The following is a 25428-nucleotide window of genomic DNA, read 5'->3' on the forward strand; positions in this document are numbered from 1 at the left end:
CTATGTGATGCGTTCGATCCTGGCCGCTTGCCTGGCCTTGGCGGTGGCCTATCTGCTGGACCTGCACGCGCCCTACGCGGCGGCTTCCAGCGTGCTGCTCGTCATCAACCCTGTTCAGGGCGGCGTGATCGGCAAGGGGGTGTGGCGGGTGCTGGGCACGCTGGTCGGCATGCTGGCGGCCTGCGTGCTGATGAGCGCCTTTGGCCAGATGCCCTGGCTGTTCTTGCTTGGCTTTGGCGCGTGGCTGGGGGTGTGCGTGGTGGGGATGACCCTGCTGCGCCATTTCCGGGCATATGGCGCCGCGCTGGCGGGCTATACCGTGGGCCTGGCTGCCTACGGCGCCATGCAGCATCCGGAACGCACCTTCGACCAGGTGATGGGGCGCGGCGCGTCCGTCCTGCTCGGCGTGGTCAGCCTGGCGCTGGTATCGGCCCTGTTCAGCAGCCGCAGCGTGCACAGCCGCCTGGCCTCGCTGCTCGACCGCCTGGCGACCGCCACGGCGGGCGTGCTGGCGACGCATCACCAGGCCATTCAAGGCAGCGCCGAACCGGGCGCCAAGCCCCTGGATGCCGGACGGCGCTCGCTCATCGCCGAGGTGTATGGCGTGGACGATCTGCTGGCGCTGGGCAAGGCCGAGTCCGCCGACCTGGCCCATCGTGCCGGCACGGTGCGGCACACGATGGTGTCGCTGTTTTCCGCCCTGGTGGGCGGCACGCCGCCCTTGCGCGGACACAGCGCCGGCTTGGCTGCGCTGCGCGCGTTGCAGCCGGACTGGGAGCAGGCATGGCGGGAAGTCGGCCAGACGCTTGAGCAGGAACCCGGCCCGCCCGGAAGGGCGCGCGCCAGCGGGCTTCTGACCGACCTGCGCGCCCGGCTGGTGGACGCGCTCACCGCTACCTCGCTGGACGACGCCTCCGAGCAGGCCGCGCTGATGATCGCAGGCGATCGCTTGATCGAGCAGCTTGACGATTACCTGCACGCGCTCGAAGGCATCGAACGTTTCCACCAACCCAGGCCGACGGCGGCACGCGTGTCCGTGCCGTTCCACCGCGACACGATGGCGGCCCTTCAGAATGGCGTGCGCGCCCTGTTGACCGTGGTGATGGGCGGCGCCTTCTGGATCGCCACCGGCTGGACGGAAGGCAACATGATGCTGGCGGGGCTGGCGGCCGCATGCGCGCTGCTGTCCACGGCGCCCAATCCCACGATGGGTGCGGTCGAATTCATCAAGGGCACGGCCGCGGCCGTTGCGATGGCCTTCCTGTGCACCTTCATCGTGCTGCCGCACATCTCGGGCCTGCCGCTGCTGCTGGTGACCTTGAGCCTGTTCTGGCTGCCCGGTGTGTATGCCACCACGATGCCGCGCTATGCCTTGGCCGGCGTGGCCTATCTGGTGGCGTTCACGTCACTGGCGGCGGCGGACAACCCCATGCGCTACGACTTTGCCCTGTTCCTCAATGGCGCCGTGGCCTGGATCCTGGCGACATGCTTCACGCTGCTGGGCTTCAGGATCGTGCTGCCGCGCAACGGGGCGCGTGACGTTACGCGCTTGCGCCAGCGCATCCGCGACGAGGCGCTGGGCACCTTGCGCGGCGAGCCGGCCGATGCGCCGGCCTGGCAATGGCGCCAGCAACACCGCATCGCGCAACTGGGCGCCTTGCTCAGGACGCAGCCGCAGGCGATGGATCGCGCCATCGCGCAGGCGCTGACCAGCCTGCATCTGGGCCGGGAAGTCCTGCGCTTGCGACGCTGGCTGCGCCAGGCGCCCCAGGACGTCGCGTGGCCGCGCGTGGTGGCGCGTCCGTTGCGCTTTATGGGCCAGCGGGCCGGCGACCCCGCACGGGCCGCACGCCATGCCCGCCGCGCGGCGGCCTCGTTGGCGCGCTTGCCGGCGCGGTGTAGCGCCGCGACGGATGACGTGCGGCGCGTGACGGTCGTGCTGCTCGACATCGCCGCGCTGCTGGAACGCCATGCGAACGACGTCCCGCACCCCTTTGGAGGCCACGCCCATGCTCAGTGAGTTCTCGTTGGCCGGCATCTACCTGCCGCCGTTCTTTGTCTACGCCTGCGTGACCCTGCCGATCTATCTGGGCCTTCGCTTCATGCTGGTGCGCAGCGGCGTGCTGCGCTGGGTATGGCATCCGGGCCTGTTCGAGTTCGCCATTTCTCTTTGCCTTGTTTCCCTGTTGGTGCTTTATGTCTGAACGTTCAATTTCCGCCAAGCGCCTGCTGCGGGCAGGACTTACCCTCGCGGTGGTCGTCGCCGCCGGGTTTCTGGTCAGCGCGTTGTGGCGCGCCTATGTCATCGCACCCTGGACCCGCGATGGACGTGTCAGCGCGCAGATCGTGCGCATCGCGCCCGAGGTGTCAGGCACCGTCGCCGAGGTCTCGGTCGCGGACGATCAATACGTCAAACAGGGCGACGTGCTCTATCGCATCGACGACGCCAGCTTTGCGCTGGCATTGGACCAGGCCGAGGCGCAGTTGGCGGCGGCCGAGGTCTCCTTGCGTCAGAAGACCGAGGAGGCGCGGCGGCGCCGCGGCATGGAAAGCCTGGTGCCCGCCGAGGACATCCAGCGGGCGACTCAGGCCGAGGCCATCGCGCGGGCCGAGCTGCGCGGCGCCCGGGTCGCCGTGGACAGGGCGAAGCTGGATCTGGCGCGTACGGAACTTCGCGCGCCGACCGATGGCTACGTCACGCGCCTGCGGTTGAACAAGGGCGACTACGCCGTGGCGGGCCAGCCCAACCTCGCCCTGATCGATGCCCACAGTTTTTGGATCACCGGGTATTTCGAGGAAACCAAGCTGCGCGGCATCCAGCCCGGCGCCGCGGCGCGGATCCGCCTGATGGGATTCGACCAGGACCTGCCGGGGCGAGTGGCCAGCATCGGGCGGGGCATCACCGACAGCAACCAGCAGGCCGACGCGCAGGGCCTGCCAAGCGTGGAACCCAGCTTCAGTTGGGTCCGGCTGGCGCAGCGCATTCCCGTGCGCGTGGAGTTCGAGCATGTACCGCATGATGTCGTGCTGGCCGCCGGCATGACGGGCAGCATCGAGGTCACGCCCTCGGCGGGCACGCCGGCGCCCCAGGGCCGGCTGATCTCGCTGCTGCACCGCTGGATGTGAGGACAAGGCCATGCACGCACCCATCCCCCGCACGCGGCCACGCCTCCGCCGGGCACTGCTGGCCTCGCTGCTGGCCGTCCTGACCGGCTGCACCACCGTGGGCCCGGACTACCACGCGCCGACGCTGGACGTGCCCACGCACTGGATCGAGGCCGACGCCGCCCTATCCGATGGCGACCACGATGGCCTGCGCACCTGGTGGCGCGCCTTCCAGGATCCCTTGCTCGACCGCCTGGTCGATCAGACCCTGGCGCACAACCTGGACCTGGCCATCGCGTTGGCGCGACTGCGCCAGGCACGCGCCGAGCGCGTGCAGATCGCCTCGGCCGCCATGCCCGAGGTCTCGGCCGGCGCAGCCGGCGAGGCCGTACGTGGCAGCAAGGCACTCAGCTCCCAGCCCGGCGGACAGGCGCGAACCTGGCATCTTGGGTTCGATGCCAGTTGGGAGCTGGACCTGTTCGGCGGCACGCGCCGCGCGGTCGAGGCTGCCGACGCCGGCATCCAGGCGCTGGCCGACGACCATCGCGCGCTGCAAGTGAGTCTGGTGGCCGGACTGGTATCCGATTACGCCGGACTGCGCGCCGCGCAACTGCGCCTGGCCATCACGCAGGACAACATTCGCTCGCTGACCGAAGCCGAGCGCCTGGCGGAACAGGCGCACCGCAGCGGCCTGGGCACGCTGGCCGATGTCACCCAAGCCCGCGCCGAGCGCCAAATGGCCCAGGCGCAACCGCCCTTGCTGGAAGCGGACATCGCCCGGTTCAGCCATGCCATCGGCGTGCTGGCGGGCGGGTTTCCGGGCGACTGGCACACCGCCCTCGCAACGCCCGCACCGGCTTTGCCCATGCCGGTCGACTTGCCGCTGTCACTGCCTTCGGACGTCATTCGCCAACGCCCCGACCTGCGCGCGGACGAACGACGCCTGGCCGCCGCCACGGCGCAGATCGGCGTCGCCCAGGCCGAACGCTTCCCGACGTTCCGCATCCCCTTGGGGCTCGGCACCACCGCCAGCATCATCCACGACCTGTTCTCGGATGCCAGCCTGGCGTGGTCGGCAGCCATGCAGGGCAGCCAGTCCCTCTACGACGGCGGCCGCGCGCAGGCGGGCGTGACCGCGGCACAGGCCAACGCCAACGCCGTGCGGCGCGTCTACGAACGGGACGTGCGATCGGCGCTGCGCGACGTGGAAGACGCCTTGACGGCGTGGACCAGCGAACGCCAACGGCAAGCCGCGCTACAGAACGCCGTGGCCGACAGCCAACAGGCCTTGCAACAGGCCACCCAACTCTACGCGCGAGGGCTGAGCGCCTACCTGCCGGTGCTGGTGGCGCAGCGCAGCCTGAACCAGGCACGCGATGCGCTGGCCCTCAGCCAACTGGCGCAGCTGGAAGGAGGCATTGCCTTGTACAAGGCGGTAGGGGCGGGATGGTTGGACACGGGATTGGCATCAGAATCCGACCCATCGGCCGCCGGAGAAACAGCGGCGACGCAATGACGCTTTGAGGCAGCGCATCAGGACGCGACTGCATCCCTGGAGAGTTGGCCTGACTTCCCTCATTTGGTACAAGCAAAGTTGGTCAGAATCCGAGACTCGATAGCTGCCATGTCCGAACCCTATCCGGCCTTACTCAAACTCCAGACCTCCCGCGAGGATCTTGCCAGATGGCGCGCCACCGACGGGCAGTGGTATCTCTCCGAAGGCGTATTCCTGGCGTCCGATAAGCTCGACCATTTTTGATACCAGGCCGGCATCCTGCAGGCACAACAGAACGCACACGACAAAGCCACCAGGCGGACCAAAGGGATAACGTTGCCAATGAGACGACTCGCACTGCTCAGCATGCTGTCCGCCTGCGCGGTGTGCCAGGCGCAAGCAGACAGGACCTGGCACTTCACCGGCGCCGAGCTTGCCGCGGCCCTTGAAGGCCGGATGCCATCGGAACTTCGCGATGCATCGCTTCGCCAGCAATTCTCTTCCTCCTACGCGCAGGCTTACATCGCAGGCATTGCCGACCAGACACAAGGCACGGTCTGGTGCACCTCGACCGGCGTCCTTCCCCACGAATTGAAGGACAGGGTGTACAGCTACTTGTCCACGCTGCCAGCCAACCGTCTCGAGGAAAATGCCGGCCCGCTGGTCAGCGAGGCCCTTCATCAGTCTTTCGCTTGCCGATAGGATCATCTTGACCAACCCAAAACAGACCTGGCGCCACCGCGTGTTGCAACGGTCGTTGTGCGCCCTGCTGTTGGCAGGCATCGTCATGCACGCGTCCGCCGCCGCAGCCACGACGCGCCAGGACATCGAAGCCACGCTCGCGGCTGCCATGACCCAGGTCGCAGACCAGTACGTCGATCCCCTGGATTCACGCACATTGGTGGTCCACGGCCTGCGCGCGCTCAAGACATTGCCCGGCGCCGACGCGCCATCGCACAAGGCCGCAATTGATAAGGCCGTCCTGGCCGGGCATCTGACCGAAGGCATGACACCGCAGATCCGCATCCTGGCCGGCGAGATCCTGCGTTTTGCCGACGGCACGCCGCGCGAGACGGCGTTGGACGCTGTCTTGCGCGGCATGATGGCGAGCCTGGACGCGCACAGCCGCGTCGTAACGCCCGCCGAACTGGCGCCGCCGCCCGCGTCGGTGGGCCTGGAGCTGTCGATCCGGGACGGCGCCCTGACCGTCGTGCGGCCCCTGCCCGGCAGCCCTGGCGAACGCGCCGGCATCCAGGCCGGCGACATCGTGAACCAGGTGGATGGCCGTGCCACCGCGGGCCTGCCTTTGCCTGACGCCGTCGCATTGCTGCGCGGCACGGCCGGCACCCGCCCCACGCTCACGCTGCGGCGGCCGGGCACGGCCGGCACGATCACCGTGCAGCCGGTGCGCGGGCCGCTGCCGGCCCCGCCCACGGTGCATTGGGACCTGGACGGCGCGGTCGCGGTGATCCGGATCTCTGCTTTCGACAGCCGGACCGGAGTGCAGTTAAAAGACGCGCTCGACGCCGCGTCCGTGCGCGCCGACGCGCCGCTGGCGGGCCTGGTGTTGGACTTGCGCGGCAACGTTGGCGGGCTGCTCGACGTGGCCGAACAAGTCGCCGGCATTGTGTTGCCCGAAGGGTCCGAGGTCGGCAGCCTGCGCGGCCGCACGCCGGCCAATGTGCGCACGCTGCGCGCCCGCGGCCCCGCCGTGCCACCGCGCATGCCGATGGCCGTGCTCGTCGATCACCGCACAGGCGCCGGCGCGGAGATCGTGGCCGCCGCCCTGCAGGACCACGGCCGCGCCTTGCTGATCGGCGCGACAACCATGGGCGCGGGCACGGTACAGACCGTGCTGCCGCTGCCCGGCAACCAGGGCGCGCTGCTGATTACCACCGCCCGCGTCCACCGCGCCAATGGCACCCGGCTGGACGGGGTAGGGGTTGCGCCGCACTTGCAGCTCGATGAGGCCGGGCGGCAGATCACGGTGCGCACCGACCTGGCGGCCGATTTCAACAGCACGTTGGCGCAACGGGTGCGCACGGCGGTGGCAACGTCGCCCGCCCGTGCCGACACGGCCATGCTGGCGGCGCTGACCGCCCTGGCGGCCGCTAACGGCGATTAGGGCTGGCGCCGCCTGACACTTGGCTCACGCAGCCTTCGCGCAAGGCGCAGCAGCCTGCATTCATGGATGCCGGATGGAACACGAAGCATTGGGCTGGGCTGGTCCCCCGGCTGCGCTACAGTCGGTCGTCCAAAGTGTGAGTGGTATCTAGCCGAGGCGTATCAAGCAGGCGTGCCTTGACATCGAGCAGCTCTTCGTCAGATACATCGAAGCGCTCAACCCATGCTTCGCCCTTTAGTCCGGTCAGTCGCGGTTCGCCGGCGGCACTGGCTGCCAGGTGTAAACCGAACACAGCACTGCGCAGCGGTTTGAGCGCTGCGTTAGGTAGCGCGTACTGCGGAGGCTTGGGGTCGATAGCCGTCGCCGCCAGGTCGGGTTCATTGCCAGCCTGAATGACGATGCCAGCGCCATAGTCATAGAAGGCAAACCAGTCTGGAGGCAATTCCGAGCGCAACGTGTGCAAGCCGCCTGCCTGCGTCACCATGTCACGATTGATTGCGGTCAGCCAGGACACCGTCTTGAACGTGTCGGGCTTGAGCACCATGGCGGAGAATACTGGCGCCCCCACATCAACGCCGCGGGCCTGCTCCGACGCGAAGGCTTCGGTGGACTGATTACTGTTCCATTCCGACGGGGACAGCACAAAACCAAAACCGCCATGGCCATGCAATGCTTGCAGCCGCCCAGCGAATTCGACGAACAAGGTTTGAAAGGCTTTGGGTTGCTCGACAATATCAACAAAGGGCAACGCAAACCGCAACACATCCAGACGGCCTGTTTTTTTGGTGGCCCAAGCCGGTGCGGCATTGACATAAAAGGAATAAGGGGCGGCGTCCTCGCGCTTGGTGCCGCTTGTGTACTGCAGGTCAAGCTTCTCGTCTTCGTCGAGCGTTTTGAAAAAATCGCGGATTTTCGGAGCCTTGACATAGGGCATGCACGGCGGGCCTGACGGGGGCTCGCCACGCCACAGCCAAGTAAGGGCATCGCCCGTCTGCGCCAGGTAATCGTCAAAACACTGTGCGATTGCCTCCCGCTTAAGCTGCGTGTAGCCGCCTTCGAAATATAAGGTACCTGTGATGGCGATGACCGCGCCCACATAGTCGTGGCGGCTCTTGGGCATGAGCATCGCCCCGGGGAACTGCTGCGCCTGCGCGTTTTCGCGAAGTGCTGCGGCAAACGCCTCGCGGCTCATGTCGGGATGAAAGTCTGTCATAGGTCGTCTCAGCGTACGGCGGGGACGGGCGCAGGGATTCCACCGGGCAAGGGGGGGCAAGCGACCGCGCAGATGCATCCGCAGCAAAGTGTAAAGCGCCTGGCTCGCCGGCACGGCGTACTTCCTCCGGCCCGTGGAAGGAGGCGCACGTTTTTGAATTGCTACGTTGACCGCGCGATGTGCGGATCATCGTTGTGCAGCGACATAAGTGCCACTGTCGAGCCTACTTGGCATAATGCCCGGGCTCCAGTCTCAGCCCAGGGCTATAGGGACACTTTCGGCCAGAAGCGTCTTCTCGAAACGCTATTTAATATGCTTGGATTGCATAACCGAAGGGGAGCATGCAAATGCTAATTCGAGAGCTTGGATCGCCTGACCTTAAAGAATTGCTTGTTCTTTACGCTCATCTGCACGAAGTCGACGAGCCTACGCCGCCTTTGGCAATCGTTGAGTCCGTCTGGAGCGAACTTCTCTCAAGCCCACGTTTTCGATACTTCCGAGTCATCCTGGATGGACAACTCGTCGCGAGTTGCAACCTCACTATCATTCCAAACCTCACCCGGGCCTGCAGACCGTACGGCCTCATAGAGAACGTCGTCACTCATAGGGCGTATCGAAACAGAGGTTTTGGCAAGGCGGTACTAGCCAGGGCTGTTGAGGTTGCATGGGAGCAGGATTGCTACAAGGTCATGCTGATGACCGGACGCAAGGACGAGGCGACGCTGCGCTTCTATCAGTCTGCGGGGTTCGATCCCAAAGGCAAACAGGCGTTCGTTGCAAAGCCCTTAGCTTAAACTTTGTCGTGGTCGTCCGATCCGCCCATACCGTCAGCTCTCGGAAGGCCCCCGTTTGTGCATGCGCAGCCCTCGGTCGTTGGCAGCTACCAGTCGGATAGCGCCCCTCCGCAGGAGCACACTGAATCTCCCTTTACTCAAATGGAGATTGTCATGGAATTCGCGAATGCCGCCGTTGACCGTCGTGTGCCATGAAACAAGGGAAAGCTCACCGGGCAGAAGCCGCCCCTAAAGCTCCGAGAAATTTGGGCAATTCGAATGAGACTTCAGATGGCTTCGAACACTCGGGAACTCGCGATGTTCAATCTCGCAATTGAAAGAAAGCTTCGAGCGTGCGATCTCACGCAATTGCAGGAACAGGATATCCGTCACGGAAGCCACGTAGCCGGAAGAGCTACCGTCATGCAACAGAAGACCCAGCGTCCGGTCCAATTCGAGATTACGGAGCAAACCCGTGAGAGCCTTGAAGCGTGGACGAAGCGCGAGAGCTAAAGGCGGCGGATTTTCTGTTCCCGAGCCGTTTGCATACCTCGCCGCATTTGTCGACGCGGCAGTACGCCCGGATTGTGCATCGCTGGGTCGCATTGATTGGCCTCGACGATACCGCATATGAAACTTACACTATGCGCCGTACAAAAGCCTCGCTGATCTATCGCCGGGCGAAGAATCTTCGAGCGGTACAACTGCTGCTCGGGCATACGAAGCTGGAAAGCACGGTTCGCTATCTCGGCATCGAGGTCGACCATGCTCTTGAGATGGCCGAGCAAACTGAGGTTTGACACATCCTGGCCGGCGTGCGGTCGCTTGCCGGCCAGGAGCCGACATTCGGAGCCACTGCAGAATTCGAATACATTCATTCTTTAGAACTTGGAGAGTCTGGTGAGTGACATTCAATACAAGCGCGCCCTTTCCCTCCTGGAGGAGCCCGAGAGCTACCCTCTGCTCCCCCAAAGAAATTTCATTAGGCTGCTTAGGGTGTGGGTCTACCCGGCCTTTGAGCCTTACGTCGCATGGTCTCTAGCGCGAACTGGCGGACAGTTCTACATTCGCCGGGTAGTGTGGGATCAGGTTTATACCGTCGACTTGGAACCAATCACATTCGGTACTGAATTGCCTGTTCCCGAAGAGACCTTTCGCGAGTTGTTGGCCGAACTTCGTGCGATGCAGCTAACCCCATTTACCTCGACATCAACCATCGGGATCGACGGCACATCCTACGGCGTGGAAGTCGGCACGTTCACCCCATCAGGTCGTCTCAGTTGGTGGGGTGAGCCACCGGAAGCGTGGACTCCACTCCAAGCCTGGCACTCATGCGCGACAGAACTCTTCGAGTCTTTGCTCCCACCAAGTACGCCCAACCTTCGTCGTTTAGGGGCTTCTTCCTAGAGGCCGACGCCTGTTGTCATGTCTGGGCTCCATTGGCTGCGACTGGCGGAAGCGAGTCGAAGGCGGCCAGTCGTCGATGACCGCTAGCCCGTCGTTCACTCAGACGCCCAATCCCTAACACCGCCGGGACCGTGCATGGTGCGCACCGAGCTAATCATGCGCACAAAAATAGAGGGCCGCTCTGCGGCCCCCTCCCACGCCCAAACAACCAATGAGCCCACCTTAGCCACAATCGGTGACGATGTAGTGCGTTCGACTCGCGACCGACTCTATTTCCAGTTTTCAAAGCGGGCCAAAGCCCGCCCCGCCTCACTCCACCGTCACACTCTTCGCCAGATTCCGCGGCTTATCCACATCCGTTCCGCGCGCGCACGCCGTGTGATACGACAGCAACTGCAGCGGCACCGTATGCAGAATCGGCGACAGCTTTCCGTAGTGTTCCGGCATGCGGATCACATGCATCCCTTCGGCGCTCTGGATCTTGCTGTCCGCATCGGCAAACACATACAGCTCACCACCCCGCGCGCGCACTTCCTGCATGTTGGACTTCAGCTTTTCCAGCAACTCGTCCTTGGGCGCGATGGTGACGACCGGCATGTGCTCGGTGACCAGCGCGAGCGGGCCGTGCTTGAGTTCGCCGGCCGGGTAGGCTTCGGCGTGGATGTAGCTGATTTCCTTGAGCTTGAGCGCGCCTTCCAGCGCGATCGGGTAGTGCATGCCGCGGCCCAGGAACAGGGCGTTTTCCTTGGACGCGAAGCGGTCGGCCCAGGCCATGATCTGGGGTTCCAGCGCCAGCACGGAGCCGATGGCCGAAGGCAGGTGACGCAGGGCCTTCAGGTGCTCGGCTTCCTGCTCTTCCGTGAGCTTGCCGCGGGTCTGCGCCAGCGTCAGCGTCAAGAGGAACAGCGCCGTGAGCTGGGTGGTGAAGGCCTTGGTGGACGCCACGCCGATTTCGACGCCGGCGCGCGTGATGTAGGACAGCTTGCACTCGCGCACCATGGCGCTGGTGGACACGTTGCAGATGGTCAGCGTGTGTTCCATGCCCAGCGAACGCGCGTGCTTGAGCGCGGCCAGCGTGTCGGCGGTTTCGCCGGACTGCGAGATGGTGACGACCAGCGAACGCGGGTTGGGCACGCTGTCGCGGTAGCGGTACTCGCTGGCGATTTCGACGTTAACCGGGATCTTGGCGATGGATTCGATCCAGTACTTGGCGGTGAGGCCCGCGTAGTAGCTGGTGCCGCAGGCGAGGATCAGCAGGGAGTCGATTTCCTTGAAGACCTTGTAGGCCTGGTCGCCGAAGAGTTCGGGCGTGATGGACTCGATGTCCTGCAGGGTGTCGCCGACCGCGCGCGGCTGCTCGAAGATTTCCTTCTGCATGTAGTGGCGGTAGGGGCCCAGCTCGGCGGCGCCGGTGTGCACGTGCACGGTGTGCACCTCGCGGTCGACGCTCTTGCCGGCGGCGTCGACGATCCAGACGCGCGAGAGCTGCAGGTCGACGACGTCGCCGTCTTCCAGGTAGATGATCTGGTCGGTGGTGCCGGCCAGGGCCAGCGCGTCGGAAGCCAGGAAGTTTTCGTTCTGGCCCACGCCCACCACCAGGGGCGAGCCCTGGCGCGCGCCGACGACGCGATGCGGTTCGTCGCGGCAGAACACGGCGATGGCGTAGGCGCCATGCAGGCGGCGCACGGCGTTCTGCACGGCTTCGAAGAGGTCGCCGGCGTAAAGGTGGTTCACCAGGTGCGCGATGACTTCGGTATCGGTCTGGCTTTCGAAGACGTAGCCGACGGCTTGCAGCTCGGCGCGCAGTTCGTCGTGGTTCTCGATGATGCCATTGTGGACGAGCGCGATGCGCGGCTCGTCGTTGCCCAGGTGCGAGAAGTGCGGGTGAGCGTTGTGGGTGGCGGGAACGCCGTGCGTGGCCCAGCGGGTGTGGGCGATGCCGGTGAAGCCCTGGATCTTGTCCTGCGCGACCTGGTCGGCCAGCTCGGCCACGCGCTGCGTGCTGCGCGTGCGGCGCAGGTGGCCATCGGCGTAGACGGCGACGCCGCAGGAGTCATAGCCGCGATATTCCAGGCGCTTGAGGCCTTCGACGAGGATCGGGGTGATGTCGCGCTGGGCGACGGCGCCAACAATGCCGCACATAGGAGTGACTCCGGTAGGTTCGTGTACCGACGCATTGTGCGCGACCCCTAAAGAAATTTGATTTCTTTATATTGATGAATTTGGCAGTTAATTCCCTTACACAAATGTGATTAAATAATCTTTCATTGAATTCACATAGCTGAATTAATCATGCAAAACATGCCGATTTCGCTACCCGAACTGGATGATCTGGACCGGCGCATTCTTGAACAGTTACAAGAAGACAGTTCGCTGACCAACCAGGATCTCGCCGCAAAGGTGCATGCGTCGCCGCCGACCTGCCTGCGGCGGGTGCGGCGACTGGTGGAAGAAGGGGTGATCGACAGGCAGGTGGCGATTCTGGCGGCCGAGAAACTGGGCAGCACGCTGACGGCGATCGTGGAGATCACGCTGGATGTGCAGGCGGCGGAAAGCCTGGATGCGTTCGAGCAAAGCATGCTGACGGAGCACGCCGTGCTGCAGTGCTATCGGGTGTCGCCGGGTCCGGACTTCGTGGTGATCGCGCAGGTGAAGGACATGCCGGCTTATCACGCGCTGGTGCATCGCGCCTTCACGGCGCAGGCCAATGTGCGCAACGTGCGCACGTTTTTCTCGGTGCATCGCGCCAAGTTCGAGACGCGGATCGATGTGCGGGGGTAAGGCGGGCGCACAATTTCAGCATGCGCCAAGCCTGCCGCCGCCAGACGGGGGATAATGCACCAAAGACGCGCGAAAGGCCCTCACCGTCCCGACAGGAGTTGCCCTTGCCACCGCCATCGACCCCGTACCTCGAGATGATTGCAACACACCTCAATGCTCCGTATGGACAGGTGGTGAGTGCAGTTGATGTCGCCACTGCGTTGCGCGCTGGCAATCTCTCCTTGGCTGCAAGCGATCCGCTTGCACAAGAGCTGCTGGCGCACATGTTCCTTGAACTGGAACCTGAATTCATTGGTAGAGCCAGCTTTGAAGCGGGCGTGCGACTAGAAGAAGCTGAGGCGCTCTATCAAAACGCCCGAAAGCACTTTGACCTGCCAAGGGCAGTCCGGTGGGAGGAAGCGCTCGAGGGGGTACTTTGATGCGCACTTCCAGGGAAGACATCCTGCTCCACCGGTCAACCGGCCCATGGAGGCGTTTGGAATCGCACGCGCGGCTTCTGGTGGAGAACGCCCGCCTTCACGGCGGCAATTCCTTCCAGCCAGTGTTAGGGGGTGGTACGCGCTTGATGCTCGCCCTCAATCACCGGATCAGCGACGATGTTGACCTGTTCGTTGATTCGCCGGGATGGCTCCCGTACGTTTCGCCGCGACTGAATGACATGTTCGAGAATGAGTTGGCGGGCTACAACGAAGATAACGCGCATGTGAAACTGCGCTTCGCCGAGGGCGAAATCGATTTCGTCGTCGCGGCGCCGTTGCTTCCGCAAGTATCTGGTATGTGGAATCCCCCCGCGCCGGAAACCCGCTTTCCTTTGGAGCCGCCGGCCGAAGTGCTGGCGAAAAAGCTGTTTTTCCGTGGATGGGCGTTGACCGCCCGGGATCTATTTGACTGGGCCATCCTGCACGCGGAGGCGCCCGCCGGCGCAATTCCAGAAAATGCGCTGGCGTCACTTCTTAAGGCGAAGCTCGACGGTTTGGAGGCAGCCCTGACGCACATGGCGCAACGGCCATCCCAGCGCGTCGCTTGGGATCGGATCAGAACGGATCGCCTTCCCGATCTGGACACGACCGTGGCGTGGGGCAAGGCCAAGATTGCGGAATGGGCGGATAGCTAGACGCCCCATAGTTAGGCGCCCAACAGCCAGCGCGCGGCGCTTCCAACGCTCAGCGCGCGCCGACTCAGCGCGGCTTCCGCCCCACCAGCCGCTCAAACTGCGCCAGATACCGATTCCCCATCTTCTGCACGTCGTGCTCGTTGCGCACGTACTCATAGGCGCGTTCGGTGACTTCCTGGCGAAAGGCCGCGTCGTCCAGGCAGCGCGCCATGCCGGCCGCCATGGCCTGATGGTCGCCCACGGCGCACAGCACGCCGCGGCCGTCGGCCAGGCTTTCCTTCAGGCCGCCGGCGTCGGTGGAGACGACGGGTACGCGCTGCAGGAAGGCGTCGAGCACGCTGCTGCCCAGCGCTTCTTCTTCGGAGCTCATGACGAACACGTCGAGGATGCTGTAGAAGTCCTCGACGCCCTTGCGAAAGCCCGCGAAGCGGTAGACGTCTTCGATGCCGAGCTTGCGGGCTTCGTCCTTGGCCTGCTGCTCGCGGTCGCCGCCGGCGCCGAAGTGCAGGAAGACGAAGTCGCGGCGCGTCTTGGCCAGTTCGCCGACGGCACGCACCAGGGTGACGGGGTCCTTGTCGCGGATGAGCGCGGCGGACGTCGCCATGACCTTTTTGCCTTCCAGGTCGAATTCGCGCACCAGATTGGCGACGTTGTCGGCGTTGATCTGGTGGGGCTCGACCGCGCTGCGGATGATGACGGGTTCGATGCCGAGGCGGCGCGGTTCGCCCGCGGCCATCTCGCTGATGGCCACGAAGAGGTCCGCGTGGCACCATTTGAAGCCGGTCTTCCATTCGTCGCCCGGCTTGACCACGAACGAGGTGCGGCGCGAGAACGCGACCGGGCGGCGATGCAGCCACTTGGTCAGCACGGCCCAGGTGATGGTGTTGGCCGTCTGCGCGTGGATGATGTCGTAGCGGCCGGCGCCCGCCAGGAAGGCGAGCTGGCCGGGCACGTTGCGCACGGCGTGGGCGACGAAGCCTTCCTGGCGCGCGCGCTCGGCCAGCGGGGCGCCTTCGCGGCACATCACTTCGACGTCATGGCCGGCCTTGCGGAAGGCGCGCATGCAGTACAGCGTCTGGCGTTCGCCGCCGCGCCAGCCTTTCTCGAAGTTCAGTTGCAGGATCTTCATGCGCGGCCGATGCCCGAGTACTCGAAGCCCAGGCTGCGCACGTCGGCCGGCGTGTAGAGGTTGCGCCCGTCGATGATGAGGGGCGTTTTGAGCAACGCCTTGACGCGATCGAAGTCGGGCGCGCGGAAGACCTTCCATTCGGTGGCGATGAGCAGCGCGTCCGCGCCGTCCAGCGCGTCGTACATGTCGGTGGCGAAGCTGATGCCCTGATGGCCCGCCAGCACGCGGCCGGCCTCGTGCATGGCCACCGGGTCGTAGGCGCGGACTTCGGCGCCGCGGCGCGTGAGTTCGGCAATCGCCGTGAGGCTGGGGGCTTCGCGCATGTCGTCGGTATTGGGCTTGAACGACAGGCCCCACAAGGCGATCTTGCGGCCGCGCAGGTCTTCGCCAAAGCGCGCGACCAGCTTTTCGGCGAGGCGGAATTTCTGTGCGTGGTTGGCGGCTTCGGCCGCTTCGATGACGCGCATCGGCAAGCCGTGTTCGGACGCCGTGTTGACCAGCGCCTGCACGTCCTTCGGAAAGCAGGAACCGCCGTAGCCCGCGCCGGGATACAGGAAGTGGTAGCCGATGCGCGGATCGGCGCCGATGCCGCGGCGCACCTGTTCGACGTCCGCGCCCAGGACTTCGGCCAGGTTCGCCATTTCATTCATGAACGAGATGCGCGTGGCCAGCATGGCGTTGGCGGCGTACTTGGTCAGCTCGGCGGAGCGCACGTCCATCACCATCAGGCGGTCGTGCGTGCGCTGGAAGGGCTCGTAGATGCGGCGCATCACGCCGATGGTGTAGTCGTCGTCCGCGCCGACGATGACGCGGTCCGGACTCATGAAGTCGTTGATGGCCGCGCCTTCCTTCAGGAATTCGGGGTTGGACGCCACCGTGAAGGGGAGGTCGACGCCGCGCTCGGCCAGTTCCTTGGCGACCACCGCGCGCACCTTGTCGGCCGTGCCGACGGGGACGGTGGACTTGTCCACGATCAGCTTGCGCGAGGTCATGTGGCGCGCGATGTTCTGCGCGGCCGCCAGGACGTATTTGAGGTCGGCGGAACCGTCTTCGCCGGGCGGAGTGCCCACGGCGATGAACTGGACGTCGCCGAATGCCACGCTTTGCGCGATGTCATCGGTGAAGTGCAGGCGTCCGGCCTGCACGTTGCGGCGCACCAGGTCTTCGAGGCCCGGCTCGTAGATGGGGATGCCGCCCTGGCGCAGCAGGGCGATCTTGGCCGCATCCACGTCCAGGCACATGACATCGTTGCCCATGTCGGCCAGGCACGCTCCCGACACCAAACCCACGTAACCGGTACCCACGACCGTGATCTTCATGCCTGAACGCCTTCAAAATAGGGAATCTTCGCGCCCGGCCAAGGAAACCGGGCGCCGGCCGCCATTATAGAAGCGGCCCGCGCCCGAGGTCCTGCGGCGCGCTAGGTCCGAAGCTTGTTGAACCGGACCGTATTGACCACCACGGCCAGGGCCGCGCACACCGTGCCCAGCACCAGCGCCAGGCCGGGCCCGTGCGCCGCGCTGACGCTGAAGGCGATCGCCACCAGCGCCGTGCCAAAGCTCTGGCCGAACACCCGGGTGGTGGCCTGCAGCCCGCCCGCCGCCCCGCTGCGCAACCGGGGCGCGGCGGACAGCAGGGCGCGGTTGTTCGGCGTCTGGAAAAAGCCGAAGCCGACGCCGGCCACGAACATGCCGGCGATGATCGGCCCGTTCGACACCGTGGAAGGAAGCAGCGCCAGCGAAAGCATGCCGACGACCATGGTGGCCGCCCCCACGCCGCTCAGGGTGGCGGCCGAATAGCGGTCCGACAGACGACCCGCCAGCGGCGCAATGATGGCCGTACCCACGGGCCAGGCGCCCATCAGCATGCCCACTTCCAGATAAGGCCGACCCAGCACCTGCTGGAAATAAAACGGCAGCGACACGTACGAGGCCATCTGCGCGGCGAAGGTGCAGGCCGACGCGCCTACCGCGAAGGCCAGCGGCCGGATGCGCAGCAGGTCCACCGGCACGAGCGGCGCGGTCTGCTGGCTGGCCCGGCGCACCAGCACCATGCCCGCGACCGCCGAAATGGCGACCAGGCCGATGCCGCGCAGCAGGTCTTCGCCTATCATGTCCACGCCGGAAATGAACACGCCCAGCGTCGCCATGCAGAGCAGGGCGCTGATCCAGTCCAGTTTCACGTCGTTGCGCGGGACTTCGGGCAGATGGCGCAGGCCCAGCATGGCGAGCGCGCAGATGGGCAGGTTGACGGCGAAGATCCACGGCCACGGCGCCACCGACAGGATGGCCGAACCGATCGTGGGCCCCAGCACCGACATCACCGCCACCGTGGTGGCGTTGATGCTGATGCCTCGCCCCAGCATCTTGAGCGGATAGATGTTGCGCACCAGTCCGCCGAACATGCACATCAGCGTGGCCGCCCCCAGGCCCTGGAACACGCGCGCCGCGGTCAACTGCCACAGCGTGCCCGCCAGCGCGCAGCCCAGCGAAGCCAGCGTGAACAGGACCAGGCCGAAGGTGAACATGCGCCGAAAGCCGATGCGCTCGGCCAAGGCCGACAACGGCAGCAGGGCCATTACGACGGCGAGGTTGTAGGCGTTGACGATCCAGACCGCCTGGGCCGGCAAGGCATTGAGGTCCTTGGCGATCGTCGGCAGCGCCACATTGGCGATGGTGGTGTCCAGCACCGACAGGCTGATGCCCGTCATCACGGTGGCCGCCGCCCAGTACCGGCGCGGCGCTGGCAGGCCGTCGGGCGGAGCAGACTTGGCGGCGCCTTCCGGCGCCGCGTCGTGCCCCGGCGTCACGACTTCTTTACCGGGCGCTGCCATCCCTCGACGGTGAGCTGCTTGGGGCGCGACACCGTCAGCTTGTCAGCCGGCGCATCGCGCGTGAGGGTGGTGCCGGCGCCCAGCGTTGCGCCGCGGCCCACGCGCACGGGCGCGACGAGCTGCGTGTCCGAGCCGATGAAGGCGTCGTCCTCAATGACGGTGCGATGCTTGTTCACGCCGTCGTAGTTGCAGGTGATGGTGCCCGCGCCCACGTTCACGCGCGCGCCGATGTCGGCGTCGCCGATGTAGGCCAGGTGATTGGCCTTGCTGTCCGCGCCCAGCACGCTCTTTTTGATCTCGACGAAGTTGCCGACGTGGCTGCGGTCGCCCAGCTCGGCGCCGGGACGCAGGCGGGCGTAGGGGCCCACGCGCGCATCGCGGCCCACCTCGGCCTGCTGCAGGTGGCTGAAGGCTTCGATGTGCGTGCCCGAGCCGACGCTGACGTCGCGCAGCACGCAATGCGGACCCACGCGCACGCCGTCGGCCAGCGAGACCTGGCCTTCGAACACGCACCCCACGTCGATGAACACGTCGCGGCCGCAGGTGAGCGTGCCGCGCACGTCAAAGCGCGCCGGATCGGCCAGGGTGACGCCGGCTTCGAGCTGGCGGCGGGCCTGTTCGGCCTGCCAGCGGCGCTCGAGTTCGGCCTGCTGCACGCGGCTGTTCACGCCCAGCGTTTCCCAGCCGGCGCCGGGCTGGGCCGCGCCCACGGGCACCTCGTCGACTACGGCCAGGCCGACGACGTCGGTCAGGTAGTACTCGCCCTGGGCATTGTTGTTGTCGATGCGGGTCAGCCAGTTCTTCAGCTTTGCGGTGGGCGCGCTGAGGATGCCGGTGTTCACTTCCTTGATCTCGCGCTCGGCGTCCGAGGCGTCCTTGTGCTCGACGATGCGGCACACGCTGCCCTTGGCATCGCGCACGATGCGGCCGTAACCAGTGGAATCGGCCAGCACTTCGGTCAGCACGGCGGCGCCCTGGCCGCGCGCATCCAGCAGGCGCTGCAGGGTCTCGGGCTGGACCAGCGGCACGTCGCCGTACAGCACCAGCGTCACGTCGTCCTTGCCGTCGCCTTCCAGCAGCAGCGGCACGGCTTGCTGCACAGCATGGCCCGTGCCGTGCTGAGGCTGCTGCAGCACGAAGTGCAGGTCCGGCTGACCATCGAAAGTCTGCTTGACGCGATCCGCGCCGTGGCCGACCACCACGATGATGCGCGCCGGCTGCAATTGGCGCGCGCTGTCCAGCACATGGGCCAGCATGGGTTTGCCGGCCAGCGTGTGCAGCACTTTGGGAAGGTCGGACTGCATGCGTTTACCCAGTCCGGCGGCAAGAATCACTACATTAAGCATAAGTTCCAGTAGGTGTGGAGACGGTCGGGCGGGCTTGCGGCCTGTCCGCGTGTCGATTGAAGGATGGGGTCAGGGCTTGCCGTCGGCAGGCCCGGTTTTCTTGGCGGTCTTTGCCGCCCGCTTGGTGGCGGCGGGGTTGCGCGCGGCAGCCGGCTTGGCGGCCTTGCCTGGCGGCTTGGCCGATGCCTTGGGCGGGGCGGCGGGGTCGGGCTTGGCGCCCGTGTCCGCGGCCGGCGCGCTTGCCGGCATGGACGCCGCGGTGGCGGCGGCGATCTGGTTGAACTGCTGTTGCAGCAGATCCCACCAGGCTTTGGACGCCGACTGCGCCGCGGCGCCCATCTGTTCGCTCATGGCGGCGGCCGATTCGGCGCCGCCGGTGGCGGACGCGCCCGCCGCGCTGCCCGATGCGGCATCGGACGGTGCGCTGGCGTCTTCCTTGGCCTGGGCGGACGCGGCGCTGTCCGGCTGCGCGGAACTTCCGTGGCCAGCCCCCGCCGACTTCGGCGCGGGCTTCAGGCCCAGCGCGACCTCGAGCGGCGAAGGCGCGCCGCCCTCCGGCGCCGCGCCCAGGTCCATGCGCGAGGCGCTGTCCACGAAGGCGCGCAGGGTGCTGATGGTGGAGCGCTGCACCTCCATGCCCTGGATGGTGCTGGAAAGCATGCTGAGATTCATGCGCAGCCAATTTTCCACCGACCGCAGTTCGGCGATGCGGCGGTCCAGGTCTTCGAGGTTCATGGGCGGCGCCATGGGCAGGCTGCTCGCCAGACCGCCCGGGCCGGTCAGGCCGGCCCAGGCCTGGCGCATCATTTCCATGCTGGCCAGTAGCGGATTGCCCGACAGGTCGGAGTTCTGGCCCATGCCGGGCAGGACGAACGGGTTGGTGTATTGATCGCTCATTCCAGGTCTCTCCAAGGTCGGATGCTTGCCGCCGGCGGTCGGGTCAACCCGGCAGAAGCTGATTGTTCTCCACGCGCACATGGTCGCCGGAGGCAAACGAGAACGGCTGCGCGCTGCGGAACTGGCGCGTGCTGCCGTCGCTCATGCGCACCGTGAGCTCATAGTGCGTCACTGTTTGTTGCTGTCTGATATTACGCTCAACTTCACGGCCTGCCAAAGCACCGCCGACCGCGCCCAGCACCGTCAGGGCCGTCTTTCCGCTGCCTCCGCCAAACTGATTACCCACGACGCCGCCGGCTACGCCGCCCGCGATGGTGCCGACCAGATGGTCGCTGTTGTCCTTGGCGGGAACCTGCACCTGGCGGATGGTCTCGACCACGCCGCACGAGGCGCAGGCTTGCGGCGCCGGGGCGGGACGCGCGGCAGGCGCGGTTGGCCGCGAGGGCGATGCGGGCTGCGACGCCTGGGCCTGGTGCATCTGGCCCGCGGGCCGGCCCGCGCCGGGCGGCGCGGCGTCGGGTGCGGGCGCCAGGTTGGCGTCTTCAGGGCCGGCTTCGGCGACGGCTTCTTCCGCGTGCGGATTGGCCGACGGGGTGGGCAGCCAGCCGAGCACCGCGGCCACGCCCACCGAACACATGACGATGACGGCGATCGCGGCGGCGGCCAGCAGCGGATGCAGGCCGCGGCGCGGCGCTGGTTGGGTCGAAGTATTCATGACGATGCTCCATCGTAACTAACCGGCAGTGGTATAGCACCCGGGCGCGGTTTCGGCATGTTGCGATGGTGACCCTTCTTTGCAGGGCGGATGGAGGGTGGACAGGCAGGGACATTCGTGGACAATAGGCGCATGGATCCCATCACCCTGCCCCAGCTTGAACAGGCAATCAACTACTGGCGCAACACGTCGCCATCGGTTGGCGAAGAGTCGCGCCTGTGCCCCGAGGCAGCCGCGCTGGCCACCCCTTATGCGTTGATGATCATTGCCCATCGGCGCGAGATTCCCGCCGCCGAACTCACCGACAAGGCGCGCGCCGCGCTGGCCGCGTGGGCGGCGGCGAAAGCGTGATCCGCCGTCTGGCCGGGCCTTGCGGCCCCGCCCGCCTCAGCCCTTGAGCAGTGCCTGGATGTCGTGCGTCAGGCCGTCGGCGCCGACGTTGTTGTTGGCCAGCACGCGCGATTCGCCCTTGCCGTCGAACAGGTAGAACGCCGCCGTGTGGTCCATCGTGTAGCTGCCGTCCTTGGTGGGCGCCTTGGCGTAATAGGCCTTGAACGAGGCGGCCGCCTTCTTGATCTGGTCGGGCGTGCCGGTCAGCCCCAAAAAGCGCGGGTCGAACGCCGTGACGTACTGCTTGAGCACCTCGGGCGTGTCGCGTTCGGGATCCACCGTGATCAGCAGCACCTGGACACGGTCGGCGTCCGGGCCCAGCTTTTTCATCACTTCGGTCAGTTCGGCCAGCGCCGTGGGGCACACGTCTGGACACTGCGTGAAACCGAAGAACACGACCACGACCTTGCCCGAAAAGTCCGAGAGCTGTCGCATCTTGCCGTTGTGATCGGACAATTCCATGGCCCGGCCCAACTGCGTGCCGCTGATGTCGCTGCCCTTGAAAACGGGCTTGCTCTCGCCGCAGGCAGCCAGGGCGGCAGCGACGGCGGCGGCAGCGCCCAGTCGCAGGGCCAGCCGGCGGCTGGCGGAAAACACGGACATCGACAACCTCCGGGGGGTCAGCGCAAGAGGCCGACCCAGTGGTCGACCAGCAGGGCGCCAAAGAGCAGCGCCAGGTAAAGAATGGAAAAGCGGAACATGCTGCGCGCCAGCTCGTCGCTGTACTGGCGGTACAGGCGCCAGGCATACGACACGAACATGCCGCCCAGCACCAGCGCCGACAGCAGATACAGTTCGCCGCTCATGCGGATGGCGTAGGGCAACAGCGTGGTCGCCATCAGCGCCAGGCTGTACAGCAGAATGTGCAGGCGCGTGAACTGGTTGCCGTGCGTCACCGGCAGCATGGGCAGGCCGGCCTTGGCGTAGTCGTGGTTGCGATACAGCGCCAGCGCCCAGAAGTGCGGCGGCGTCCAGATGAAGATGATGAGGACCAGCACCCAGGCCTCGGCCGGCACGGAATCCGCGACCGCCGCCCAGCCCAGCGCCGGCGGCATCGCGCCGGACAGGCCGCCGATGACGATGTTCTGCGGCGTGCGCGGCTTGAGGATGATGGTGTAGATGATGGCGTAGCCCACGAACGTGGCGAACGTCAGCCACATGGTGAGCGGGTTGACCATGTTGTAGAGCACGAACATGCCCGCGCCGCCCAGCAGCCCGGACAGGCTGAGCACCTGGAAGGCCGAGATCGTGCCGCGCGCCGTGGCCCGGCGCGCGGTGCGCAGCATGCGGGCGTCCACTTCCTGTTCGATCAGGCAGTTGATGGCGAAGGCGGCGGCGGCCAGCAGCCAGATGCCGATGGTGCCGAACAGCACGCGGCGCATGTCCGGGATGCCCGGCGCGGCCAGGAACATGCCGATCACGGCGCAAAACACGGCCAACTGCGTCACGCGCGGCTTGGTGAGGACGAGGTACTGGCGGAGCAATCCGGATTGAGGAGCGGCAAGACTGGTCATAGTGGACCTCATTTTAAACGCGCACCAAATTGGGGTCGTACCGCCTCGCCGGCTCATGGCCGGCCGACGCCAGACGCACCATCAAGACCACCGCCGACAAGGTCAGGCCTGCCGCGCCCCCATTGTGCAGCACGGCGATCAACAGCGGCCACTGGAAGAAGATCGTCGTCAGGCCCGTGAGCAGTTGCGCGCCCAGCAGCGCCAGCATCAGCGTGGCCGGGCCGCGCAGGCCGGGCTCGGCGGCGCGCAGCCGCCATGCCAGGATGCCCAGGTAGACGAACACCACGAAGGCGAAATTGCGGTGGACCCAGTGGATGGCCGTGAGCGCGGGCTGCGAGATCATTTCGCCGGAAGGCAGTTCGCCCAGCCCGCGGATGATCGAATACCCGCCGTGAAAGTCCATGTCCGGCACCCACTGCCCGTGGCAGGTGGGAAAGTCCATGCAGGCAAGCGCCGCGTAGTTGGTGCTGACCCAGCCGCCCAGCGTCACCTGAACCAGCAGCAGCACGAATCCGACCGCCACCCAGGGCTTCCAGCGCACGGCCGCGGCGCTCACCGGCAGGTGCGGACGCTCGCGCGACGACAGCCAGGTCATCAAGGCCAGCACCGACAGGCCGAACACCAGGTGCGCGGTCACGACGGCGGGCATGAGCTTGTGGGTCACGGTCCAGGCGCCGAACGCGCCCTGCACGCACACGGCCACCAGGGTCGTGATGGCCAGCGCGGGCGAGCGTCCCAGTTCGCGGCGGTAGCGCCAGGCCATGTAGACGATGCCGATGATGAGCATGCCCAGGATGGCGCCGACATAGCGGTGGATCATCTCGATCCAGGCCTTGGACAGGGTCACCGGTCCGAAGGGCATGGCCTGCGAGGCCTCGTGGATGTCGCCCATCGCGCCGATCGGCGTGACGCTGCCGTAGCAGCCGGGCCAGTCCGGACAGCCCAGGCCCGAATCCGTGAGGCGCACGAAGGCGCCGAACATGATCAGGTCCAGCGTCAGGAACCAGGTAAAGAATACGAGCCTGCGGTAGCGCGCCTTGATGCGTTCCATATCAACCAACATAAATGCCCTCACGCCGGACGGCTTTTGCCTTGCGGCGCCCCGGCGGTAAAAATTCAACCAATGCGCGAGTTATAGACCAGCTTGCTGATGTCCTTGCGCACCCGCACGCCATCCGCCTCGGCGGGATACTGCATCATCAGGTTGCCCAGGGGGTCGATCACCCAGATCGGATCCTGCAGGCCGGGCTGGCCCGCGGCGCTGCCGCGCGCCAGCAGGAACCGCGCCAACTGGTCGGGGTCCACGCGCACCATCACCGTGCCCTTGTAGGCCTCCAGCACCTTGTCCGGCACCACCGCGTCGTCGGTGATGAACCAGACGCGCGCCAGGCGATCCACGTTCTTGCCCTGGCTGGCGTGGCTGTTGCGCGTGATGAAGAGCTTGCGCGCGCAGCTTTCGGGGCACGCCGCCCCGTCGGCGGCCACCAGCAGCCACTTGCCCTTCAGGCTTTGCAGATCGAAGGGCTTGCCGTCCAGCGTGGTCAGGCGCAGTTCGGATGCCTGGGGCATCGGGCGCTGCGGCGTCACGAGGGTGCCGTAGTTGCTGGATTCGCTGGGCCACCATTGCGGATTCATGTAGACCACGAACGCCGCGACGATGGGCGCCAGCGAGCACAGGAACACCAGCACCATGGGCATCAGCGAACGCTTGCCTGCGGGCTTGTTGGAGGAGTTGTCGCGAGCCACTTTGTATCCTGGAATAGCGTTGTTCATCGACGCGCGCGGATCCGGGCCTGGGCCCGCGTGTCCCCGCGCTGGCGCATGCGGCGGATGGCGCCTCCCAGCACCACCAGCCACGCAATGGCGGCAATCGCCCCGAAAGCGAACCACTGTACCGCGTACGAGGTGTTCTGCTGGAAATCCACCGACGGCTGGGGCCAGTCACGCACCAGGCCATCGTCGCCCGGCCCGCCCTGGCTGAGCACCGTGGGCAGCAGATCCAGCCCGGTCGCGCGGGCGTAGGCGTCCAGCGGCAGGTTCTGCACTTGCGGCACCTTCCCGTCCGCCGCGGGCAGCGTCGCGGGCAAGGTCGAGGTTTGCGATCCGCCCAGCGACCAGAGTTCGAACAGGCGCGGCACGCGCTCGGACAGCTCGCCTTGCACGGTCTGCACGCCCTCGGGCGCGGCCGGCAGGTCGGGCTCGCCCTGGCCCTGGATGACGCGCGGCAACCAGCCGCGCAGCACCAGCACCGCGCGCCGCGCCGACGCGTCCAGCAGCAGCGGCGTGGCCAGCCAGTACCCGGGCCTGCCGTCCTGGTTGCGATTGTCCAGCAGTACACTGAATTCGGGCAGCCACGTGCCGCTGGCCTGCGCCACGCGCCAGGCCGTCATGTCCGCGGGCGGCGTGGCGGGCGTCAACACCAGCGGCGCTTGCTTGCGGCCCGCTTCGATCGCGGCCAGAATGGCGCGTCGCTCATCGCTGCGACGCAACTGCCATTGCCCCAGCGACACCAGGATCACCACGGCGATGCCAAGCAGCAGTAAGGCGGCTACCGTGTAGCGGGTGGAATGCGGTCGGGACATCTGTCGTTG

The 25428-nt window shown here is 66.2% G+C and carries 25 protein-coding genes and 1 pseudogene; 13 read left to right on the forward strand and 13 right to left on the reverse strand.

All coding sequences use genetic code 11. The annotated features are described in order from the left end of the window. Window positions 1-7 precede the first annotated feature (7 nt). From BXA00_RS08190 to BXA00_RS08215, 7 genes are all read left to right on the forward strand, one after another. Window positions 8-2020 (forward strand): FUSC family protein, encoded by a 2013-nt coding sequence (locus BXA00_RS08190; RefSeq protein WP_076521853.1) that lies wholly within the window; start codon window positions 8-10, stop codon window positions 2018-2020. After that, window positions 2010-2204, forward strand: coding sequence for a DUF1656 domain-containing protein (locus BXA00_RS08195; protein ID WP_076521854.1), 195 nt, complete (start codon window positions 2010-2012; stop codon window positions 2202-2204). Before BXA00_RS08190 ends, BXA00_RS08195 begins: the two co-directional genes overlap by 11 nt. Next, on the forward strand, window positions 2197-3126 hold the full coding sequence (locus BXA00_RS08200; RefSeq protein WP_083714218.1) for an HlyD family secretion protein: 930 nt from the start codon (window positions 2197-2199) through the stop codon (window positions 3124-3126). The genes BXA00_RS08195 and BXA00_RS08200 overlap by 8 nt, the downstream gene beginning before the upstream one ends. 10 nt (window positions 3127-3136) lie before the next feature. Next, entirely contained in the window at window positions 3137-4621 is a 1485-nt protein-coding gene (locus BXA00_RS08205; protein ID WP_076517840.1) for an efflux transporter outer membrane subunit, read from the forward strand. Between the two features lie 108 nt (window positions 4622-4729). Continuing rightward, window positions 4730-4864, forward strand: coding sequence for a hypothetical protein (locus BXA00_RS29375; protein WP_255376780.1), 135 nt, complete (start codon window positions 4730-4732; stop codon window positions 4862-4864). A 78-nt stretch (window positions 4865-4942) separates the two neighbouring features. Beyond that, window positions 4943-5302 carry a Rap1a/Tai family immunity protein gene (locus BXA00_RS08210; RefSeq protein WP_076517842.1) on the forward strand — a complete coding sequence of 120 codons (360 nt, stop codon included), beginning with the start codon at window positions 4943-4945 and terminating at the stop codon, window positions 5300-5302. Window positions 5303-5309: 7 nt separating this feature from the next. Beyond that, entirely contained in the window at window positions 5310-6725 is a 1416-nt protein-coding gene (locus tag BXA00_RS08215; protein WP_172805863.1) for a S41 family peptidase, read from the forward strand. Between the two features lie 115 nt (window positions 6726-6840). Here BXA00_RS08215 and BXA00_RS08220 read toward each other — a convergent pair whose 3' ends face one another. Continuing rightward, window positions 6841-7938, reverse strand: coding sequence for a type VI immunity family protein (locus BXA00_RS08220; RefSeq protein WP_076517846.1), 1098 nt, complete (start codon window positions 7936-7938; stop codon window positions 6841-6843). 341 nt (window positions 7939-8279) lie between these two features. Between BXA00_RS08220 and BXA00_RS08225 the strand changes: the two genes are divergently transcribed. Both BXA00_RS08225 and BXA00_RS08230 read left to right on the forward strand, forming a co-directional pair. Further along, window positions 8280-8732 (forward strand): GNAT family N-acetyltransferase, encoded by a 453-nt coding sequence (locus tag BXA00_RS08225; RefSeq protein WP_231952233.1) that lies wholly within the window; start codon window positions 8280-8282, stop codon window positions 8730-8732. Between the two features lie 258 nt (window positions 8733-8990). Then, window positions 8991-9511 (forward strand): annotated as a pseudogene (locus tag BXA00_RS08230) (tyrosine-type recombinase/integrase). Window positions 9512-10427: 916 nt separating this feature from the next. Here BXA00_RS08230 and glmS read toward each other — a convergent pair. Next, window positions 10428-12260, reverse strand: a complete 1833-nt coding sequence (gene glmS / locus BXA00_RS08235; protein WP_076517849.1) for a glutamine--fructose-6-phosphate transaminase (isomerizing) — start codon at window positions 12258-12260, stop codon at window positions 10428-10430. A 150-nt stretch (window positions 12261-12410) separates the two neighbouring features. Between glmS and BXA00_RS08240 the strand changes: the two genes are divergently transcribed. The 3 genes from BXA00_RS08240 (at window position 12411) to BXA00_RS08250 (ending at window position 14013) form a co-directional block, all read left to right on the forward strand. Then, window positions 12411-12899: an Lrp/AsnC family transcriptional regulator gene (locus BXA00_RS08240; RefSeq protein WP_076517851.1), complete on the forward strand. Its 489-nt coding sequence runs from the start codon at window positions 12411-12413 to the stop codon at window positions 12897-12899. 104 nt (window positions 12900-13003) lie between these two features. After that, the gene (locus BXA00_RS08245; RefSeq protein WP_076517853.1) at window positions 13004-13318 is read left to right on the forward strand and encodes a hypothetical protein; all 315 of its coding nucleotides are present in this window, start codon (window positions 13004-13006) and stop codon (window positions 13316-13318) included. Window positions 13319-13374: 56 nt separating this feature from the next. Beyond that, window positions 13375-14013 carry a nucleotidyl transferase AbiEii/AbiGii toxin family protein gene (locus tag BXA00_RS08250; protein WP_231952234.1) on the forward strand — a complete coding sequence of 213 codons (639 nt, stop codon included), beginning with the start codon at window positions 13375-13377 and terminating at the stop codon, window positions 14011-14013. 64 nt (window positions 14014-14077) lie between these two features. Here the strand turns inward: BXA00_RS08250 and BXA00_RS08255 are convergent, their stop codons facing one another. The 6 genes from BXA00_RS08255 to BXA00_RS08280 form a co-directional block, all read right to left on the reverse strand. Next, window positions 14078-15142, reverse strand: a complete 1065-nt coding sequence (locus BXA00_RS08255) for a glycosyltransferase family 4 protein (RefSeq protein ID WP_076517858.1) — start codon at window positions 15140-15142, stop codon at window positions 14078-14080. Then, window positions 15139-16461 carry a UDP-glucose/GDP-mannose dehydrogenase family protein gene (locus tag BXA00_RS08260; protein ID WP_076517860.1) on the reverse strand — a complete coding sequence of 441 codons (1323 nt, stop codon included), beginning with the start codon at window positions 16459-16461 and terminating at the stop codon, window positions 15139-15141. The genes BXA00_RS08255 and BXA00_RS08260 overlap by 4 nt, the downstream gene beginning before the upstream one ends. A gap of 101 nt (window positions 16462-16562) precedes the next feature. Continuing rightward, window positions 16563-17975 (reverse strand): MFS transporter, encoded by a 1413-nt coding sequence (locus BXA00_RS08265; RefSeq protein WP_076517862.1) that lies wholly within the window; start codon window positions 17973-17975, stop codon window positions 16563-16565. After that, window positions 17948-19321, reverse strand: a complete 1374-nt coding sequence (gene glmU / locus BXA00_RS08270; protein ID WP_076517864.1) for a bifunctional UDP-N-acetylglucosamine diphosphorylase/glucosamine-1-phosphate N-acetyltransferase GlmU — start codon at window positions 19319-19321, stop codon at window positions 17948-17950. Before glmU ends, BXA00_RS08265 begins: the two co-directional genes overlap by 28 nt. Before the next feature lie 69 nt (window positions 19322-19390). Beyond that, complete coding sequence (locus BXA00_RS08275) at window positions 19391-20218, reverse strand: PhaM family polyhydroxyalkanoate granule multifunctional regulatory protein (RefSeq protein ID WP_076517867.1); 828 nt, start codon at window positions 20216-20218, stop codon at window positions 19391-19393. A gap of 43 nt (window positions 20219-20261) precedes the next feature. Then, window positions 20262-20933: a glycine zipper 2TM domain-containing protein gene (locus BXA00_RS08280; protein WP_076517869.1), complete on the reverse strand. Its 672-nt coding sequence runs from the start codon at window positions 20931-20933 to the stop codon at window positions 20262-20264. A gap of 132 nt (window positions 20934-21065) precedes the next feature. Here BXA00_RS08280 and BXA00_RS08285 point away from each other — a divergent pair, with 132 nt between their 5' ends. Next, window positions 21066-21284, forward strand: coding sequence for a DUF3717 domain-containing protein (locus BXA00_RS08285; RefSeq protein WP_076517872.1), 219 nt, complete (start codon window positions 21066-21068; stop codon window positions 21282-21284). A gap of 36 nt (window positions 21285-21320) precedes the next feature. Here BXA00_RS08285 and BXA00_RS08290 read toward each other — a convergent pair whose 3' ends face one another. From BXA00_RS08290 to BXA00_RS08310, 5 genes are all read right to left on the reverse strand, one after another. Then, window positions 21321-21926, reverse strand: a complete 606-nt coding sequence (locus tag BXA00_RS08290) for an SCO family protein (protein WP_076517875.1) — start codon at window positions 21924-21926, stop codon at window positions 21321-21323. Window positions 21927-21943: 17 nt separating this feature from the next. Next, on the reverse strand, window positions 21944-22837 hold the full coding sequence (gene cyoE, locus BXA00_RS08295; protein ID WP_076517877.1) for a heme o synthase: 894 nt from the start codon (window positions 22835-22837) through the stop codon (window positions 21944-21946). A gap of 13 nt (window positions 22838-22850) precedes the next feature. Next, window positions 22851-23888: a heme A synthase gene (locus BXA00_RS08300; RefSeq protein ID WP_076521856.1), complete on the reverse strand. Its 1038-nt coding sequence runs from the start codon at window positions 23886-23888 to the stop codon at window positions 22851-22853. A 65-nt stretch (window positions 23889-23953) separates the two neighbouring features. After that, entirely contained in the window at window positions 23954-24535 is a 582-nt protein-coding gene (locus BXA00_RS08305) for a hypothetical protein (RefSeq protein WP_076521857.1), read from the reverse strand. A gap of 71 nt (window positions 24536-24606) precedes the next feature. Next, window positions 24607-25419, reverse strand: a complete 813-nt coding sequence (locus BXA00_RS08310; RefSeq protein ID WP_076517880.1) for an SURF1 family protein — start codon at window positions 25417-25419, stop codon at window positions 24607-24609. Between the last annotated feature and the right edge of the window lie 9 nt (window positions 25420-25428).

Origin of the sequence: Achromobacter sp. MFA1 R4 (assembly GCF_900156745.1) — a bacterium.
Lineage (GTDB): Bacteria > Pseudomonadota > Gammaproteobacteria > Burkholderiales > Burkholderiaceae_B > Achromobacter.